Source organism: Kumtagia ephedrae (assembly GCF_003012745.1).
Classification (GTDB): domain Bacteria; phylum Pseudomonadota; class Alphaproteobacteria; order Rhizobiales; family Rhizobiaceae; genus Kumtagia; species Kumtagia ephedrae.
On the sequence record NZ_PXYK01000025.1, the window covers coordinates 73,440 to 88,176 of the forward strand.

At 68.1% G+C, this 14,737-nt stretch carries 17 protein-coding genes; 8 read left to right on the forward strand and 9 right to left on the reverse strand.

Annotated features, from left to right (window positions below; translation table 11 throughout):
• The first annotated feature begins 6 nt into the window (after nucleotides 1-6).
• Nucleotides 7-2,481, forward strand: coding sequence for an ATP-dependent Clp protease ATP-binding subunit ClpA (gene clpA, locus C7I84_RS22500; protein WP_106774463.1), 2,475 nt, complete (start codon nucleotides 7-9; stop codon nucleotides 2,479-2,481).
• Nucleotides 2,482-2,557: 76 nt separating this feature from the next.
• Here the strand turns inward: clpA and C7I84_RS22505 are convergent, their stop codons facing one another.
• A complete protein-coding gene (locus tag C7I84_RS22505) occupies nucleotides 2,558-3,037 on the reverse strand; it encodes an Lrp/AsnC family transcriptional regulator (RefSeq protein ID WP_106774464.1) in 480 nt (159 codons plus the stop codon).
• Between the two features lie 173 nt (nucleotides 3,038-3,210).
• Here C7I84_RS22505 and C7I84_RS22510 point away from each other — a divergent pair, with 173 nt between their 5' ends.
• Genes C7I84_RS22510 through C7I84_RS22520 form a run of 3 tightly spaced genes read left to right on the forward strand, consistent with a single transcriptional unit; the run spans nucleotide 3,211 to nucleotide 5,226 of the window.
• A complete protein-coding gene (locus tag C7I84_RS22510) occupies nucleotides 3,211-4,071 on the forward strand; it encodes an EamA family transporter (protein ID WP_106774465.1) in 861 nt (286 codons plus the stop codon).
• Between the two features lie 58 nt (nucleotides 4,072-4,129).
• Nucleotides 4,130-4,879 carry an AzlC family ABC transporter permease gene (locus tag C7I84_RS22515; RefSeq protein WP_106774466.1) on the forward strand — a complete coding sequence of 250 codons (750 nt, stop codon included), beginning with the start codon at nucleotides 4,130-4,132 and terminating at the stop codon, nucleotides 4,877-4,879.
• Nucleotides 4,876-5,226: an AzlD domain-containing protein gene (locus C7I84_RS22520; RefSeq protein WP_106774467.1), complete on the forward strand. Its 351-nt coding sequence runs from the start codon at nucleotides 4,876-4,878 to the stop codon at nucleotides 5,224-5,226. The genes C7I84_RS22515 and C7I84_RS22520 overlap by 4 nt, the downstream gene beginning before the upstream one ends.
• A 15-nt stretch (nucleotides 5,227-5,241) precedes the next feature.
• On the opposite strand, the gene C7I84_RS22525 is transcribed toward C7I84_RS22520, so the two are convergent.
• The gene (locus C7I84_RS22525; protein ID WP_106774482.1) at nucleotides 5,242-5,670 is read right to left on the reverse strand and encodes an HIT family protein; all 429 of its coding nucleotides are present in this window, start codon (nucleotides 5,668-5,670) and stop codon (nucleotides 5,242-5,244) included.
• A 79-nt stretch (nucleotides 5,671-5,749) separates the two neighbouring features.
• On the opposite strand from C7I84_RS22525, the gene C7I84_RS22530 reads away from it, so the two are divergent.
• Complete coding sequence (locus tag C7I84_RS22530) at nucleotides 5,750-6,085, forward strand: DMT family transporter (RefSeq protein WP_106774468.1); 336 nt, start codon at nucleotides 5,750-5,752, stop codon at nucleotides 6,083-6,085.
• A 9-nt stretch (nucleotides 6,086-6,094) separates the two neighbouring features.
• Here the strand turns inward: C7I84_RS22530 and C7I84_RS22535 are convergent, their stop codons facing one another.
• The 3 genes from C7I84_RS22535 to C7I84_RS22545 form a co-directional block, all read right to left on the reverse strand.
• On the reverse strand, nucleotides 6,095-7,249 hold the full coding sequence (locus tag C7I84_RS22535) for a GNAT family N-acetyltransferase (RefSeq protein ID WP_425351381.1): 1,155 nt from the start codon (nucleotides 7,247-7,249) through the stop codon (nucleotides 6,095-6,097).
• A gap of 112 nt (nucleotides 7,250-7,361) precedes the next feature.
• A complete protein-coding gene (locus C7I84_RS22540) occupies nucleotides 7,362-8,090 on the reverse strand; it encodes a glycerophosphodiester phosphodiesterase (protein ID WP_106774469.1) in 729 nt (242 codons plus the stop codon).
• Nucleotides 8,091-8,098: 8 nt separating this feature from the next.
• Nucleotides 8,099-8,563 carry a RidA family protein gene (locus C7I84_RS22545; RefSeq protein WP_106774470.1) on the reverse strand — a complete coding sequence of 155 codons (465 nt, stop codon included), beginning with the start codon at nucleotides 8,561-8,563 and terminating at the stop codon, nucleotides 8,099-8,101.
• A 142-nt stretch (nucleotides 8,564-8,705) separates the two neighbouring features.
• Here C7I84_RS22545 and C7I84_RS22550 point away from each other — a divergent pair, with 142 nt between their 5' ends.
• Both C7I84_RS22550 and C7I84_RS22555 read left to right on the forward strand, forming a co-directional pair.
• Nucleotides 8,706-9,530, forward strand: coding sequence for a cell envelope integrity EipB family protein (locus tag C7I84_RS22550; protein WP_106774471.1), 825 nt, complete (start codon nucleotides 8,706-8,708; stop codon nucleotides 9,528-9,530).
• Between the two features lie 84 nt (nucleotides 9,531-9,614).
• A complete protein-coding gene (locus C7I84_RS22555; protein ID WP_245428565.1) occupies nucleotides 9,615-10,922 on the forward strand; it encodes a hypothetical protein in 1,308 nt (435 codons plus the stop codon).
• Nucleotides 10,923-10,973: 51 nt separating this feature from the next.
• On the opposite strand, the gene C7I84_RS22560 is transcribed toward C7I84_RS22555, so the two are convergent.
• Complete coding sequence (locus C7I84_RS22560; RefSeq protein WP_106774472.1) at nucleotides 10,974-11,471, reverse strand: GFA family protein; 498 nt, start codon at nucleotides 11,469-11,471, stop codon at nucleotides 10,974-10,976.
• A gap of 89 nt (nucleotides 11,472-11,560) precedes the next feature.
• Between C7I84_RS22560 and C7I84_RS22565 the strand changes: the two genes are divergently transcribed.
• Nucleotides 11,561-11,890 (forward strand): TfoX/Sxy family protein, encoded by a 330-nt coding sequence (locus tag C7I84_RS22565; RefSeq protein ID WP_106774473.1) that lies wholly within the window; start codon nucleotides 11,561-11,563, stop codon nucleotides 11,888-11,890.
• Between the two features lie 31 nt (nucleotides 11,891-11,921).
• Here C7I84_RS22565 and C7I84_RS22570 read toward each other — a convergent pair whose 3' ends face one another.
• The 3 genes from C7I84_RS22570 to C7I84_RS22580 form a co-directional block, all read right to left on the reverse strand.
• The gene (locus tag C7I84_RS22570; protein WP_106774474.1) at nucleotides 11,922-12,839 is read right to left on the reverse strand and encodes a pseudouridine-5'-phosphate glycosidase; all 918 of its coding nucleotides are present in this window, start codon (nucleotides 12,837-12,839) and stop codon (nucleotides 11,922-11,924) included.
• Nucleotides 12,829-13,812, reverse strand: coding sequence for a PfkB family carbohydrate kinase (locus C7I84_RS22575; RefSeq protein WP_106774485.1), 984 nt, complete (start codon nucleotides 13,810-13,812; stop codon nucleotides 12,829-12,831). Before C7I84_RS22575 ends, C7I84_RS22570 begins: the two co-directional genes overlap by 11 nt.
• A 164-nt stretch (nucleotides 13,813-13,976) precedes the next feature.
• A complete protein-coding gene (locus tag C7I84_RS22580; RefSeq protein ID WP_106774475.1) occupies nucleotides 13,977-14,531 on the reverse strand; it encodes a hypothetical protein in 555 nt (184 codons plus the stop codon).
• Between the last annotated feature and the right edge of the window lie 206 nt (nucleotides 14,532-14,737).

A 14,737-nucleotide genomic window follows, 5' to 3' on the forward strand; every position in this document is an offset into this window, starting at 1 on the left:
TCTTGAATGCCGGCTTTCTCACCAGGACTCGAAAAGGCCCTTCACCAGGCGCTCACTTTCGCCAATGAGCGGCACCACGAATACGCGACGCTCGAGCACCTGCTGCTGGCGCTGATCGACGATGCCGAGGCCGGTGCCGTCATGCGCGCCTGCAATGTCGATCTCGACGAGTTGCGCCGCACCGTGCTCAACTACATCGACACCGAACTCGACAACCTGGTCACCGGCTACGACGAGGATTCGAAGCCGACCGCCGGCTTCCAGCGCGTCATCCAGCGCGCCGTCATCCATGTGCAGTCGTCCGGCCGCGACGAGGTGTCGGGCGCCAACGTGCTCGTCGCCATCTTCGCCGAGCGCGAGAGCCACGCCGCCTATTTCCTGCAGGAACAGCAGATGACCCGCTACGACGCGGTCAACTACATCAGCCACGGCATCGCCAAGCGCCCTGGCGCCGGCGAGAGCCGCGCGCCGCGCGGCGTCGAGGAGGAGCAGGGCAATGGCGGGCAAGGCGGCGACGCCGACGAGACCCCGTCGAAGAAGAAGCAGCAGGACGCGCTGTCGGCCTATTGCGTCGACCTCAACAAGAAGGCGCGCGCCGGCAAGATCGACCCGCTGATCGGCCGCGCCGACGAGATCAACCGGACGATCCAGATTCTGTGCCGGCGCTCCAAGAACAACCCGCTCTATGTCGGCGACCCCGGCGTCGGCAAGACGGCGATTGCCGAGGGGCTGGCCAAGCGCATCGTCGAGGGCGACGTGCCGAAGGTGCTGGCCGGCGCCACCATCTTCGCGCTCGACATGGGCACGCTGCTCGCCGGCACGCGCTATCGCGGCGACTTCGAGGAGCGGCTGAAGCAGGTGGTGAAGGAGCTCGAGGAGTATCCCGGCGCGATCCTGTTCATCGACGAGATCCACACGGTGATCGGCGCCGGCGCGACCTCGGGCGGCGCCATGGACGCATCGAACCTGCTGAAGCCGGCGCTGTCGTCGGGCGCGATCCGCTGCATCGGCTCGACCACCTACAAGGAGTTCCGCCAGTTCTTCGAGAAGGACCGGGCGCTGGTGCGCCGCTTCCAGAAGATCGACGTGAAGGAGCCGACGATCGCCGATACGATCGAGATCATGAAGGGCCTCAAGCCCTACTACGAGGACTTCCACCAGGTGAAGTTCACCAACGACGCCATCAAGGCGGCGGTGGAGCTGTCGGCCCGCTACATCAGCGACCGCAAGCTGCCGGACAAGGCGATCGACGTGATCGACGAGACCGGCGCCTCGCAGATGCTGCTGCCCGAGGCCAAGCGCAAGAAGACGATCACCATCAGGGAGATCGAGGCGACGATCGCCACCATGGCGCGCATCCCGCCGAAGACGGTTTCGGCCGACGACGAGCAGGTGCTTGCCAATCTCGACGCCGAGCTGCGCCGCGTCGTCTACGGCCAGGACACGGCGATCTCGGCGCTGGCATCCGCGATCAAGCTGGCACGCGCCGGCCTGCGCGAGCCGGAGAAGCCGATCGGCAGCTATCTGTTCTCCGGCCCGACCGGCGTCGGCAAGACCGAGGTGGCGAAGCAGCTCGCGGCGTCGCTCGGCGTCGAGCTGCTGCGCTTCGACATGTCGGAATACATGGAGCGCCACACCGTGTCGCGGCTGATCGGCGCGCCTCCCGGCTATGTCGGCTTCGACCAGGGCGGCCTGCTGACCGACGGCGTCGACCAGCATCCGCACTGCGTGCTCCTGCTTGACGAGATCGAGAAGGCGCATCCGGACCTGTTCAACATCCTCTTGCAGGTCATGGACCACGGCAAGCTGACCGACCACAACGGCAAGCAGATCGACTTCCGCAACGTCATCCTGATCATGACGACCAATGCGGGCGCCTCCGACATGGCCAAGGCGGCGATCGGCTTCGGCTCGTCGAAGCGCGAGGGCGACGACATGGAGGCGATCAACCGGCTGTTCACGCCGGAGTTCCGCAACCGCCTCGACGCGATCATCCCGTTCGGCTCGCTGCCGGTGCCGGTGATCCATCAGGTGGTGCAGAAGTTCGTCATGCAGCTCGAGGCGCAGCTTTCGGAGCGCGGCGTCACCTTCGACCTGCAGCCGGATGCCGTCGCATGGCTGGCCGACAAGGGCTATGACGAGCGCATGGGCGCGCGGCCGCTGGCGCGCGTCATCCAGGAGCACATCAAGAAGCCGCTAGCCGACGAGGTGCTGTTCGGCAAGCTCAAGAAGGGCGGCACGGTGCGTGTCACCGTCGAGGAGAAGGAGAACGGCGAGAAGGGCCTCAAGCTCGATGCGGTGGCCGACGAGGTGCCGGTCAAGCCGAAGAAGGAGGAGGAGCCCCGCAAGCCGCCGGCCCGCAAACCCGCCGCCAAGAAGGCCTCGGCCAAGAAGACGGCCGCGCAGAAGCCGAAGTCTTCGCCGCCTGCGAGGGACGGCGGCAAGCGCAGCCTGGTGCCCCAACTGCCGCGCAAGGGGTAGGGCCGACCGCAGGCCGGCAACATCCGAACAATGAGCCAGGAGCCCGCCCATCCGGCGGGCTTTTGGCTGTTCGACCCTATGCTGCGTCCGGCACCCCGATCGGTGGCAGCCTACGCTCGACCGGCGAGGATTGCACGATCGCCGTGTTGGTCATGGCGAAGGGGATGATCCGGTCGATCACCTGCTCCAGATGCTCGACCGAGCGCAGATGCGCCTTGGCTATGAAGCAGTCCTCGCCGGTGACACGGTCGCACTCGACGATCTCCGGCAGGCCGCGCAGGATTTCGGCGACCTGCTGAAGCTCGCCCGGTAATGGCCGCACCCTGAGCCATGCCGACAGCGGCAGGCCGAGGCCGGCAGCGTCGATGCGCACAGTATAGCCGGCGATGACGCCGTTCTCCTCCAGCCGGCGGATGCGCTCCGAGACGCTTGGCGCCGATAAGCCGACCAGCCGCGCCAGTTCGGCGACGCTGACCCGCGCGTCATCGGCGAGGGCGCGCAGGATCTTCATGTCGACCGGGTCCACCGGCCCGTTTTCATATCGAAGGCGTTTCATCGTTCCTGCCTGCGAACCGCGGTGAACAGACAGGATACAACGTTCTTTCTCCATAGGAAATTGCAGGCGCGGCTTGCATGCTCGGTTCGTCCAGAAAGTAGTCGGGCCGCTCGGCCAGCGGTCGATCTCTGGCCGTCTCGATCTCGATCTACGGCCGAACCCATAGAGTCCCAATGCCGATCCTCGATACAGCCGCCGAAAAAGTACCGCCGCAAGCCTGGTTCGTGGTCAGCGCCGTCTTCCACTATCTCGGCCCGTCCTTCGCGGTGCTGCTCTTTCCGGCAGTCGGCGTGTTCGGCGTCGCCTGGATGCGGATCGCCTCGGCGGCGCTGATCTTCGCGCCGTTCACGCGACCAATGAAGACGATCCGCACGGCAGACGGCCAATCGCGAATGCTGCTGGTCGCCCTCGGCATCACGCTCGCGGTCATGAACGTCTCGTTCTACCTTGCGCTGGAGCGGCTGCCGATGAGCCTGGTCGCGGCGATGGAATTCGTCAGCACCATCGTCATCGCGCTCTATGGGCTGCGGACGCCGCGCAACCTGCTGGCGCTGACGCTGGCCGTCGCCGGCGTTTTCGCGCTGATCGACGTCCGGTGGTCGGCCGATCCGATCGGGCTCGGCTTCGCGGCGCTCAATGCCGGGCTGTTCGGGCTCTATGTCGTGCTCGGCCACAGGATCGCCGAGAGCGGTGCCGGACGCGGCGTGGAGACGCTGGGCGCCGCGATGGCGCTGGCGCTCGTCTTCGCCTTTCCGGTCGGCTTCATGCAGGCGCTGAAGGTGCTGGGTTCGCCGGAGCTGGTCCTGGCGGGCATCGGCGTCGGCCTCTGCTCGTCGGTCATTCCCTACATCTCCGACCAGCTCGCCATGTCGCGCCTGCCGCGTGCCACCTTCGCGCTGATGCTGGCGCTGCTGCCGGCCACCGCGACGGTCGTCGGCGCGGTCGTTCTGGCGCAGGTGCCCGGCCTGCGCGACCTCGCCGGCATCGCCCTGGTGATGGCTGGCGTCGCCCTGCACCGGCAGGCGGCGCGGTAGCAGGTGGCCCAAGCTGTGATCGTCGCGCGGCGCGGCGGGATGTGCTAGGCGCGGGACGATGAATGACGACAATCCGCAAGCCGCCCAGCCGGGGCGCGCCCGCCGATGGCTCCTTCGCGGCGTGCGCGCGGCCTGCTCCGTACCCGGCCTGATCCTCGCCAGCGCCCATGTCGGCTTCGCCGGGCTGGCCAAGGAAGCCGGCTTCACGCTGGCCGAGAGCATGTTCATGGTCGCCGCGGTGTGGGCGCTGCCGGCCAATGTCGTGCTGGTCGGTGCCGTGCTGTCAGGTGCCTCGCTGCCCGCGGCCGCCTTCGCTGTCGCGCTGTCCTCGGTGCGGCTGATGCCGATGGTGGTGGCGCTGGTCCCGGAGATGAAGGCCGAACGGACGCGCGGCTGGGTGCTCTACGTGCTGGCGCATTGCGTCGCCGTCACGTCGTGGGTGATTGCGATGGAGCGCCTGCGCGCCGTCCCGCGCGAGATGCGCACGGCCTATTACGCGGGGCTCGGCTTCACCCTGGTGATCGGCAATACCCTGCTCGTCGGCGTCGTCTATCTGCTGGTCGGCAGCCTTCCCGCCTGGGTGACGGCGGCGCTGCTCTTCCTCACCCCGATCTATTTCCTGACGTCGTTGTGGAGCTCGGCGCGCGAGCGGGCGGGGCATGTGGCGATGGCGACGGGGCTAGTGCTCGGCCCGGTCTTCCACGTCCTGCTGCCCGGCTTCGACCTGCTGGCTGCCGGCCTGATCGGCGGGGGCGGGGCGTTCCTGTATCACTGGTTGCGCCGCAAGGGCGATGGAGCGCCGGCATGACCTTCGACGCGATCGACGCCTGGTGGTGGCCGTTCCTGTTCATCCTCCTCGCCGGCTGGCTGGCAACGGACGCGTGGCGCTTCCTCGGCGTCGCATTCGGCGGCCGCATCCGCGAGGATTCGGAAGCGCTGGTGTTCGTGCGCGCGGTGGCGACGGCGCTGGTGGCGGCGGTCATCGGCAATCTGTTCGTATTCCCGAGCGGTGCGCTGGCCGACACCACGGCGGCCCTGCGCATCGGCGCGGCAGCGCTTGGTTTCGTCGCCTACCTCGCCGCCGGCAAGCGCATGCTGCTCGGCATCGTGGTCGGCGAGGCGGCGCTGATCGCCGGCATGGCGGCGGGATGGTGACGCCAACCTGGCCGCTCAGCCGAGCGCGGCCCTGATCTTCTCCGCATTGGCGGCCAGCACTTCGGGCTTCTCCATCTGGCCGGTATGCGGCTTCAGCGCCACGCCGTCGAAGCGCGGAATGACGTGGACGTGCAGGTGGAAGACGACCTGGCCGCCGGCCGGCTCGTTGAACTGCTGCACGGTCACACCGTCGGCGGAGAAGGCTTTCACCACGGCGCGCGCCAGTCTCTGCGTCGTCGCGGCCACGGCGGCCAGGCTTTCCGGCGCGACGTCGAGGATGTTGCGGGACGGCTTCTTCGGGATCACCAGGCAGTGGCCTTCGCCGCGCGGCATGATGTCCATGAAGGCGAAGGTGGCCTCATCCTCGTACAGCTTGTGGCTCGGTATTTCGCCGCGCAGGATCTTGGCGAACACGTTGTCGTCGTCGTAGGCGGGGGTCGTCATGGGCATCTCGCGGTGAAGGGGAGGCGGCATCATCGCCCTTCCGCCGCGCGGGTCAACCGTCGAATCGGGGCGAAGGCGCATGCAGCTCAACTATCTCTACCTCATCGTCGCGATCGGCTTCGAGGTGGTGGCCACCAGCGCGCTGAAGCAGACCGACGGCTTCACCCGGCTGTGGCCGTCGCTGCTGGCGATGGGCGGCTATGCGCTCGCCTTCTATTTTCTGTCCATCCCGCTGCGCACCATGCCCGTCGGTGTCGTCTATGCGATCTGGAGCGGGGCCGGCATCGTTCTGATCACGGCGATCGGCTGGGCGCTGTTCCGCCAGGCGCTGGACTGGCCGGCCGTCATCGGCATCGCCCTGATCATGGCCGGCGTGCTGGTGATCAACCTGTTCTCGCGCACCGTCGTGCACTGAGGCGGGTCGTCAGCATCCGGCCGGCGGCGCGTCCTTGCGGAAGGGCACGTGCTCCTCGAAATATTCGGTGACCCGCGCCACCTCCTGGCGCTCGCGCGTCAGGTAGTTCTCCACCGCGCCGCGCAGGCCGGGATGGGCGATGTAGTGGGCGGAGTGCGTCGTCACCGGCCGGTAGCCGCGCGCCAGCTTGTGCTCGCCCTGGGCGCCGGCCTCCACCACCCGCAAGCCCCTGGCGATGGCGAAGTCGATCGCCTGGTGGTAGCAAACCTCGAAATGCAGGAAGGGGTGGTCCTCGACGCAGCCCCAGTTGCGGCCGTAGAGCGTGTCGGAGCCGATGAAGTTGATGGCTCCGGCGATATAGCGGCCGTTGCGCTTCGCCATGACCAGCAGGACGTCGCGGCCCATGCGCTCGCCGACCAGCGAGAAGAATTTCCGGTTGAGATAGGGGCGGCCCCATTTGCGCCCGCCGGTGTCCATGTAGAAGGCGAAGAAATCGTCCCAGACCCTTTCGGTCAGGTCGCTTCCGGTCAGCCAGTCGATCGAGATGCCGGCCGACAGCGCCTCGCGCCGCTCCTTCTTCAGCGCCTTGCGCTTGCGCGAGGCGAGCGAGGCGAGGAAGTCGTCATAGCTGGCATAGCCCTCGTTGAAGAAATGGAACTGCTGGTCGGTGCGGTGCAGGTACCCGGCGGCCGAGAGCGCCCGCATGTCCTCCTCGGAGGCGAAGGTGACGTGGGCCGAGGAAGCGCCGATGCGGTCGGTGACCGCCTTCAGCCCGGCGGCCAGCGTGGCGCGGGTTGCCGCCGGATCGAGATCGCGGCGCGCCAGCAGGCGGGGGCCCGTGGCCGGCGTGAATGGAATGGAGACCTGCAGCTTCGGATAATAGCTTCCGCCGGCGCGCTCGAAGGCGTCGGCCCAGCCGTGGTCGAACACGTATTCACCCTGGCTGTGCGACTTCAGGTAGCAGGGAACCGCGCCAAGCAGGCTACCGGCGCCGTCCTCCAGCCGCAGATGGCTCGGCTGCCAGCCGCTGCGCGCCGCGGCGCAACCGGACTCCTCGAGCGCCCGAAGAAAGTCGAAGGACAGGAAGGGGTTATAGCCACATCCCGGCCCGTCGGGCGAGGTTCCCGCAAGGCTCTCCCACTCCTCGCGGAAAAAGTCGGCCATCGACCCGGCGACGCGGATCGCCTGTCCGGAATGGGAGTTGCCCGAGCCGCCTTCGCTGCGCTGCATCATCGCGGTCATATGTGCATTGCGAAAGCGGTGCGGCAAGGCCCTTTCAAGCCATGCCTGTCTCCGGCGGCTCGAAACCCTCGAAGGTGATCTGGTCGGCATGGGCGAAGCTGTGCCCGGCCGCCGCCTCGTCGCGCACGGTCCAGGTGATCACCGGCATGGCGAGCTTTTCGCGCACGAAGCCGACGAAGCGGTTGGGCAGGTGGTCGAAGGCATAGGAAACGAAGGCGATGTCGTGGGCGAGCATGGAGAAATGCGCCTCGATCTCCTGGTTGGCGACGCCCCATGCGGTAAGTCCGCCGGGGATGCCGGGGGCGTGGCGGGAGAAGTTGCGGATGAGCCAATGGTCGAACGACATGATCGCGACCTTGCCGGGGTAGTCCTTCAGCAGGTCGCCGACCTTGGCGACGAGGCCGGCATCGTGTCCCGGAATGCCCTTCAGCTCGACCACCAGCGGCACGCGGCCGGCGACGAAGTCGAGCGTCTCCTGGAGCGTCGGCGCGTGGTCCCGCGTGGTGCCGATGCTCAAGGCACCCATCTCGGCGGCGGTCTTCTGCCAGACATAACCTTCCTCACCGGCAAGGCGCCTGAGGTCGTTGTCGTGGAAGACGACGACCTCGTTGTCGAGGGTGAGGTGCACGTCGCACTCGATCGTGTAGTTCTTGTCGATCGCCCGGGCGAAGGCCCGCAGCGTGTTCTCCCACACCTTGTCGTTCATGTCGTGCAGGCCGCGATGGGCGACCGGCCGCCGCGTCAGCCAGGAAAGATCGGTCATGGTTAGCCTCAGGCGGTTTCGATGAGGGCTTCGATCTCGACGGCGGCGTTCAGCGGCAGCGAGGCCGTGCCGACCGCCGACCGCGCATGCTTGCCGGCCTCGCCGAGGACCGCGGCCAGAAGATCGGACGCGCCGTTGGCGACGAGATGCTGCTCGGTGAAGTCCGGCGTCGAGGCGACGAAGACGGTGATCTTGACGATGCGGCGGATTCTCTCCAGCGATCCCAGCGCAGCCCTGGCTTGCGCCAGGATGTTGACGGCGCAGAATTTCGCCGCCTCCCGGCCCGCGGCGGTGTCGAGGTCGCGGCCGAGCAGGCCGGTGAAGGCGAGCTTGCCGTCCTTCAGCGGCAACTGGCCGGCGGTGAAGAGCAGGTTGCCGCTCTGCGCGTAAGGCACGTAGTTGGCGGCCGGCGCGGCCGCTTGCGGCAGGGTGATACCGAGATCCTGCAGCCGCTTTTCGATTGTGTCGCCCATCGGGAATCCTTATCGTTCGTCAATCAGGGTCGGGTGGCCCGCGCGGCTGAAACTTGCAATTTTTGCCTCGCTTCCGCCACGACTATTTCGGAAACCATGGGCTGACAACAGGCCGCCCCTCGGCCGCCGATCGGAGCTTTTCATGCGCGCCTTGCGCCCACTCACGTTTGCCCTTCTGGCCACCTCCACGGTCTGCACGGCTTCGGCACTGGCCGCGGCGCCGCTCGTTCCGCATCGCGCGGTCTACGACCTGGCGCTCGACAAGGCCTCCGACCGCTCCGGCATCACCGGGCTCACCGGGCGCATGGTGTACGAGTTCAACGGCTCGCCCTGCGACGGCTACACGGTGAATTTCCGCTTCGTGACGCGCATCGACACCGGCGAGAATTCGCGGCTGACCGACCAGCAGACCACCACGTTCGAGGATGCCGGCGGCAAATCCTTCTCGTTCGTGACCAAATCCTTCACCGACCAGGCGCTCGAGCGCGAGTTGAAGGGCACCGCGACACGCGAGGACGAAGGCTTGAAGGTGGAGATCGACAAGCCCGAGAAGAACAGCCTGGAGCTGCGCCGGACCCAGTTTCCCACCCAGCATCTGGCGGAGCTGATCGACAAGGCCAACACCGGCGAGACCTTCTACGAAACCAATCTGTTCGACGGTTCGGACAATGGCGACAAGGTCATGACGACGACGGTGATCGTCGGCAAGCAGGCCTCGGCCGCCGCCAACGATCCGGAGCTGCAGGTGCTCGACACACTCGCCAAGGACAAATACTGGCCGGTCGACATCGCCTATTTCGACGACGACAATGACGGTGGCGAGGAGGTGCCGGAGTACCGGATCGCCTTCAAGCTGCACGAGAACGGCCTCACCCGCGACCTGACCATGGACTATGGCGACTTCTCGATGAAGGGCAAGCTCGTCAACCTCTCGGTGTTCGCCACCCCGCCGCAAAGCTGCAAGTAGCCGCGCCCGCCGCCGTGCGATCCGATCGCCCGCCTCCGAGGACGCGTCGCCTGGCCGCGTTGCCGGAACCGTAGGAGACCGCGTTTGGAGGGAAGCGCGAGCCGTCTCAACATTTTCGTCGCGCCGGTGCCCAACCGGCCGCTGATCGCCCTGATGACGCCCGTCAACAGGGTGCTGATGCTGAAGGGCATGCCGCTGCTGCGCGACCTGCCGCCGTTCAACCGCATTCCCGGCTGCCGCGGCGTCACCAATGTCCGCGAGGTCGATTTTCCGCAAGCCGACAGGGACCGGCTGAGCGCCGTCTGCGGGCAGGGCATGGCGACGTTCCTCACCCCGAACCATCCGGAATTCTTCACCGACTGGATGATCGACAAGCAGATCGTGTCGAAAGTGGCGCCTCTTGCCGCCTCGTGGGCGACCAACGGCGTCGTCAACGGCCTCGGGCGGCTGGCGCAGAAATTCTGGCTGGCCAACAACCTGATCGCGCAGATACCGGGCAACAGCGACGCGGCGCGCGACCATTCGGTCGGCTGGGCGGCGCAAGGTCACGGCGTGCTGCTGCATCCCGAAGGCGCGGTAGGCTGGCACGGCGACTGGGTGGCGCCGCTGATGCCCGGCGCCGCCGAGATGGCGCTCGAAGCGCTCGAACGCGGCCGCGCGGCGGATCCGGCGTTCCGGGCGTTCGTCGCGCCGATGGTCTGGAAGCTGGTGTTTTTGCGCGACGTCGAGGCGGAGCTTTTGGCGGAATGCGCCTATGTCGAGCGGCGGCTGAAGATCGCCGCGCCGCCGGCCGGGGCTGACCCGGCCGGGCGGGTGCATGCGATCTATGCCGCGCTGCTGGCGCGCGACGAGGAAGCCGCCGGCGTCGTGCCGGACGAGGCCCGGCCGTTTCCGGCCCGCCTGGAGGCATCGGTGTCCATCAAGAAGGCTGAACTCGCCGATCTGGTCGGCAGCCCGGATGGGGAGACGGCCGACCTGCCGCGTGCCGCCCGGCGCTGGCTGCGCGAGACGACCGGCACCACGCCGGAGGCGGCAGGTCGGGTGAAGGCTACGGCCGAGGCGCTGCAGCGGCTGATGCGGCTCGGGCCGTTCGCCTGGGCGCGCGATCGCATGACGCAGGAGGAGGCGGCCGAGCACATCAAGCGCATCCGCAACGACTATTGCGCCGGCACCTTCCGCGACACGCTGAACCGCTTCGTGCCGCAGCCGGCAGGTCCGCGCCGCGCCATCATCCGCGTTCCGGAGCCGATCGCGGTGCATGACTTCGCCGGGGACGCGGCGGCGCTGACGGCCGAGTTGCGGCGCCGCCTGCAGGCGGCGCTCGATGCGATCAATGCCGGCCTGCGTGCCGGGGGAGGATTGAGGGATTATTCCAATCCGTTCGCGGGGTGAGCGGGTGCCGTGCGTCCTTCGAGGCTCGAAGGACGTACGATCAGGCACGCCTCAATCCACCCAAAGCCCGTTCTTCCTGTGCCAGTCGGCGATCGAATCCTCGGGATAGAGGTCGAAGGTCGCGTCGCCGTCGCGGACGGCCGGCTCGACCCAGGAGGCCTTGTATTTCAGCATGATGTGGACGCGCCGGGGCGCCCTGGGCAGATCGGTGTCGACGGCGCTGGCGAAGGGATGGACCAACTCCGGCCAGGTCGGGTCGTAGAGCCACAAGGCCGATCCGCATTTCTTGCAGAACCGCCGCTCGCCGGTCGAGACCTCGCAACGCGTGCGCTCGTCGTCCACGATCTCGGCGCGGTAGAGGCCGAGATCGCTCTCGCCGGTGACCTTCAGCGTCTGCGATACCGCGCCGAGATTGACGGCGTATCCGCCGCCGCCCTGCTGCTTGCGGCAGATCGAGCAGTAGCAGAGCATGTAGGGGACGGGCGTGTGGCTCTCGACGGAAAAGCCGACGGCGCCGCAGCGGCATGAACCTTTGAGCAGAAGAGGCAAGGGTCTTCCCTTCGTCGTTGTGCGGACCGCGATGCTGGCGTTGCGACGTCGCGATGACAAGCCCGTTCGCCGCTGGCATAGTCCTGGTCATGGACAACGTCGCAATCGCCGATCTGTTCGCCGGGCTGGGCGAGGTCTCCATCCGAAGAATGTTCGGAGGGAAAGGCATCTACCACAACGGATTGATCATCGGCATCGAGCTGCGCGGCGAGCTGATGCTCAAGGGCGACGAGATTTCCGCGCCGGAGCTGGAAGCCGCCGGCGCGCGCCGCTGGCGCTACACCGGCTCGCGCCACGGCAAGCTGGTGGCGATGCCCTACTGGACCATTCCCGACGAGGCGGTCGACGACCCGGAAGAGTTCGGGCGCTGGGCGAGAAAAGCCTATGAGGCGGCGGTGCGGTGGCAGAGCAAAGGCTAGCCGATGGGATTTGGCGGTGCTCCAAGCCAACCTACAGCGCCTTGGCGATCCGCGCCGCCAGCCTCGCATTGTTCTCGACCAGCGCGATGTTGGTTTTCAGGCTCTCGCCGCCGGTGAGTTCGAGAATCTTCTGGAGCAGGAAGGGCGTAACCGTCTTGCCGGAAACGCCTTGTTCGGCGGCCGCCTTCTGCGCGGCGGCGATGTGGACGGCCATTGCCTCGGCGGCGATCTCGTCCGCTTCCGGCACGGGATTGGCGACCAGCATGCCGCCGTCGAGGCCGAGCGCCAGGCGAGTCCTGAAGAAGCCGGCAATGGCTTCGGCGGTGTCGAGGCGCAGCGGCGCGGGGTAGGGCGAGGTGCGCGACCAGAAGGCCGGCATCACATCCGACTGGTAAGCGACCACCGGCACGCCGCGCGTCTCCAGCACCTCAAGCGTCTTCTCGATGTCGAGGATCGCCTTGGCGCCGGCCGACACGACGATGACCGGCGTGCGCGCAAGCTCGTCGAGGTCGGCCGAGACGTCGAAGCTCAGCTCGGCGCCCTTGTGGACGCCGCCTATGCCGCCGGTGGCGAACACCGAGATGCCGGCGAGCTTTGCCGCGATCATGGTGGCGGCGACCGTCGTGCCGCCGGTGCGGCGTTCGGCCACGGCGAAGCCGAGATCGGCGCGCGACAGCTTCATCGCCCCTTGCGTCTGCGCCAGCGCCTCGCGCTCGGCCGGCGACAGGCCGATTTTTATGCGGCCGTCGACCACCGCGATGGTGGCGGGGGTCGCGCCTTCCCCGGCGATGATGCGCTCGACGTTCTCGGCCATGCGGCTGTTGTCGGGCCAGGGCATGCCGTGGGTGATGATGGTGCTTTCCAGCGCCACCACCGGCCGGCCGGCGGCCAGCGCCTCGGCGACCGGCGCGAAGATGTCGATATGGGCCATGGCCGTGTCAGGCGACATGCGCTTCTCCTTCGTTCGGCGCCTCATGCAGCGTTTCGGCCGGCGGGACAAGGGCAAGGGCTGCCTCGAACGCGTCGCGGGTGAGCAAGGGGGCGGCGTCGGCACTCTCCAGGGCAAGCAGCGCCGCCGCCATGCCCTCGCGCACGGCTTCGGAAAAGGGCCGGCCGGAGAGCAGCGCGGCTGACGCCGCACCGGCCAGCGCATCGCCGGCGCCGGTGACGTCGGCGATTGTCTTCGGGGAAGGGGGCGTGATCGAAAAAATCCGGCCGCCATCGAGCGCCAGCACCGGATCGGCTCCCTTCGACAGCACCGCACGCCCGAGCCCGAGGGTCTTCAACGCGTCGAGCATCGCCGGTGCGGGAGCGTCCGGGCCGAGGCCGGACAGCGCGCCGGCCTCGCGCGCATTGAGGAACAGGCAGGAGAGCGCCGGCAGGATGGATTTCAGCCGCACCGCCTTGGCCGGCGAGATGGCGATTGCGAAGACCGGTTTTGCGGCGGCGAGCGCCGGCAGCCGCGCCAGCGCCTCGGCCGACAAATTGGCGTCGGTGAAGATCGCGTCGGCTTCGGCGATCGCGGCGCGGGCAGAGGCGCGGCGCAGCTGCTTGGCGAAAGCGAGATCGTAGAGGCCCATGTCGGCGAGGGCTGCGACGACATCGCCGTGGCGGTCGAGCAGCGCGGTGTAGCTCGGCGTGACGCGGTCGAGGAAAGTGACGGAGAGGTCGCGGATGCCGGCAGCCTGGATGGCGCGGGCGACGGTCTCGCCGGCGGCATCACCGCCGCGCACCGACATCATCCGCGCCCCGACGCCGCGCTGCACGGCATTGCGCAGCGCGTTGAAGGTGCCGCCGCCGGCCTCCTCGCGCATGGTGCCGGGGTTGGAGGCGCCGGGCACGAAGTCGACGGCGATGCGGCCGCGCCGGTCGATATGCGCGCCGCCTATGCCGAGGATGGTCTTCTGCTTGCCTGCGCTCATGCCCGACGTGTTCTCCATGCGTCCGCCAAGACCTAAGCAGGTTTGGCCGGCATCGCCAACAGGAGCAGCGGTCCTCGCAGACAGCACGGATCGTCGCCACGCCGCGGAAAAGTCCACGGTGACCGTTCGATCCTTCGCTTGTCGTGTTGGCTGGGCGGCCGTCATTACGTGTCGGGCGGCTCCAGAGCCCACTGGGCAAGCCCGTGCACGACGTCGAGAACCTCGTGCACCTCATGAACGGGCTTTTTTCGCCGCCAGCCCGGCGGCCGGCCGGGTTTCAGCGGCGAGAAGCGGCCGAACCGGCGCAGACCGCCGGTTTCCCGCTCGCGCGCGAGGGCGGCGTCGCGGCGTGCCCGCCAGCGGGCGAAGCGTCTGGCCTGGCCGGGCAGGTCGTCGAGCGCGCGAGCGAGCGCCCACAGCCGCGCGTCCAGCCGCCTCGCGTCGATCGGATCGTTGGGCGACCAGGCGGGGATGCGGAACGGCTCGCTGTAGCCGGGACAGGAGATGCGCGGCACGCCCCTGGGCGCCCGCCGCAGGCGGCGGTTCCAGGGTTTCAGCGGGTCGAGCAGCGGCAGGGAGGTGCTGCGGGCGCGGGTTTTCGGCCGTGCCGGCATGCGGACGGGGCCGGCCCCGGGCCGGAATTTCGGCTGCGGTTTCTGCCGGGGCGGCGGCAAGGTCACGACGAGGCCGCGCGCGGCCACGACGATGAGGCGCCGCACCGCCGCTTCGGCCGGACGCAGGAGCCGGAGTATGGCGCGGTGGAGGCGGCGGGGAAGGGTAAGTGCCGGCGTAAGCGCCGGGGACAGTTTTACCCCGACTCCCTGGAGACCCGAAGAACGGCGTTGACGTTGGGGCCGCGTGCGATTCTGCTGGGATCATGATTCGCGGCGGCTTTCTGTCGAAGGATGGACGAGCACACCTCGAG

Bases quoted from the DNA above. Each gene is read 5' to 3' on its own strand.
- clpA (WP_106774463.1), top strand. From the start codon at position 7: ATGCCGGCTTTCTCACCAGGACTCGAAAAGGCCCTTCACCAGGCGCTC.
- C7I84_RS22505 (WP_106774464.1), bottom strand. From the start codon at position 3,037: ATGAAACGCCTTCGATATGAAAACGGGCCGGTGGACCCGGTCGACATG.
- C7I84_RS22510 (WP_106774465.1), top strand. From the start codon at position 3,211: ATGCCGATCCTCGATACAGCCGCCGAAAAAGTACCGCCGCAAGCCTGG.
- C7I84_RS22515 (WP_106774466.1), top strand. From the start codon at position 4,130: ATGAATGACGACAATCCGCAAGCCGCCCAGCCGGGGCGCGCCCGCCGA.
- C7I84_RS22520 (WP_106774467.1), top strand. From the start codon at position 4,876: ATGACCTTCGACGCGATCGACGCCTGGTGGTGGCCGTTCCTGTTCATC.
- C7I84_RS22525 (WP_106774482.1), bottom strand. From the start codon at position 5,670: ATGACGACCCCCGCCTACGACGACGACAACGTGTTCGCCAAGATCCTG.
- C7I84_RS22530 (WP_106774468.1), top strand. From the start codon at position 5,750: ATGCAGCTCAACTATCTCTACCTCATCGTCGCGATCGGCTTCGAGGTG.
- C7I84_RS22535 (WP_425351381.1), bottom strand. From the start codon at position 7,249: ATGGCCGACTTTTTCCGCGAGGAGTGGGAGAGCCTTGCGGGAACCTCG.
- C7I84_RS22540 (WP_106774469.1), bottom strand. From the start codon at position 8,090: ATGACCGATCTTTCCTGGCTGACGCGGCGGCCGGTCGCCCATCGCGGC.
- C7I84_RS22545 (WP_106774470.1), bottom strand. From the start codon at position 8,563: ATGGGCGACACAATCGAAAAGCGGCTGCAGGATCTCGGTATCACCCTG.
- C7I84_RS22550 (WP_106774471.1), top strand. From the start codon at position 8,706: ATGCGCGCCTTGCGCCCACTCACGTTTGCCCTTCTGGCCACCTCCACG.
- C7I84_RS22565 (WP_106774473.1), top strand. From the start codon at position 11,561: ATGGACAACGTCGCAATCGCCGATCTGTTCGCCGGGCTGGGCGAGGTC.
- C7I84_RS22570 (WP_106774474.1), bottom strand. From the start codon at position 12,839: ATGTCGCCTGACACGGCCATGGCCCATATCGACATCTTCGCGCCGGTC.
- C7I84_RS22575 (WP_106774485.1), bottom strand. From the start codon at position 13,812: ATGAGCGCAGGCAAGCAGAAGACCATCCTCGGCATAGGCGGCGCGCAT.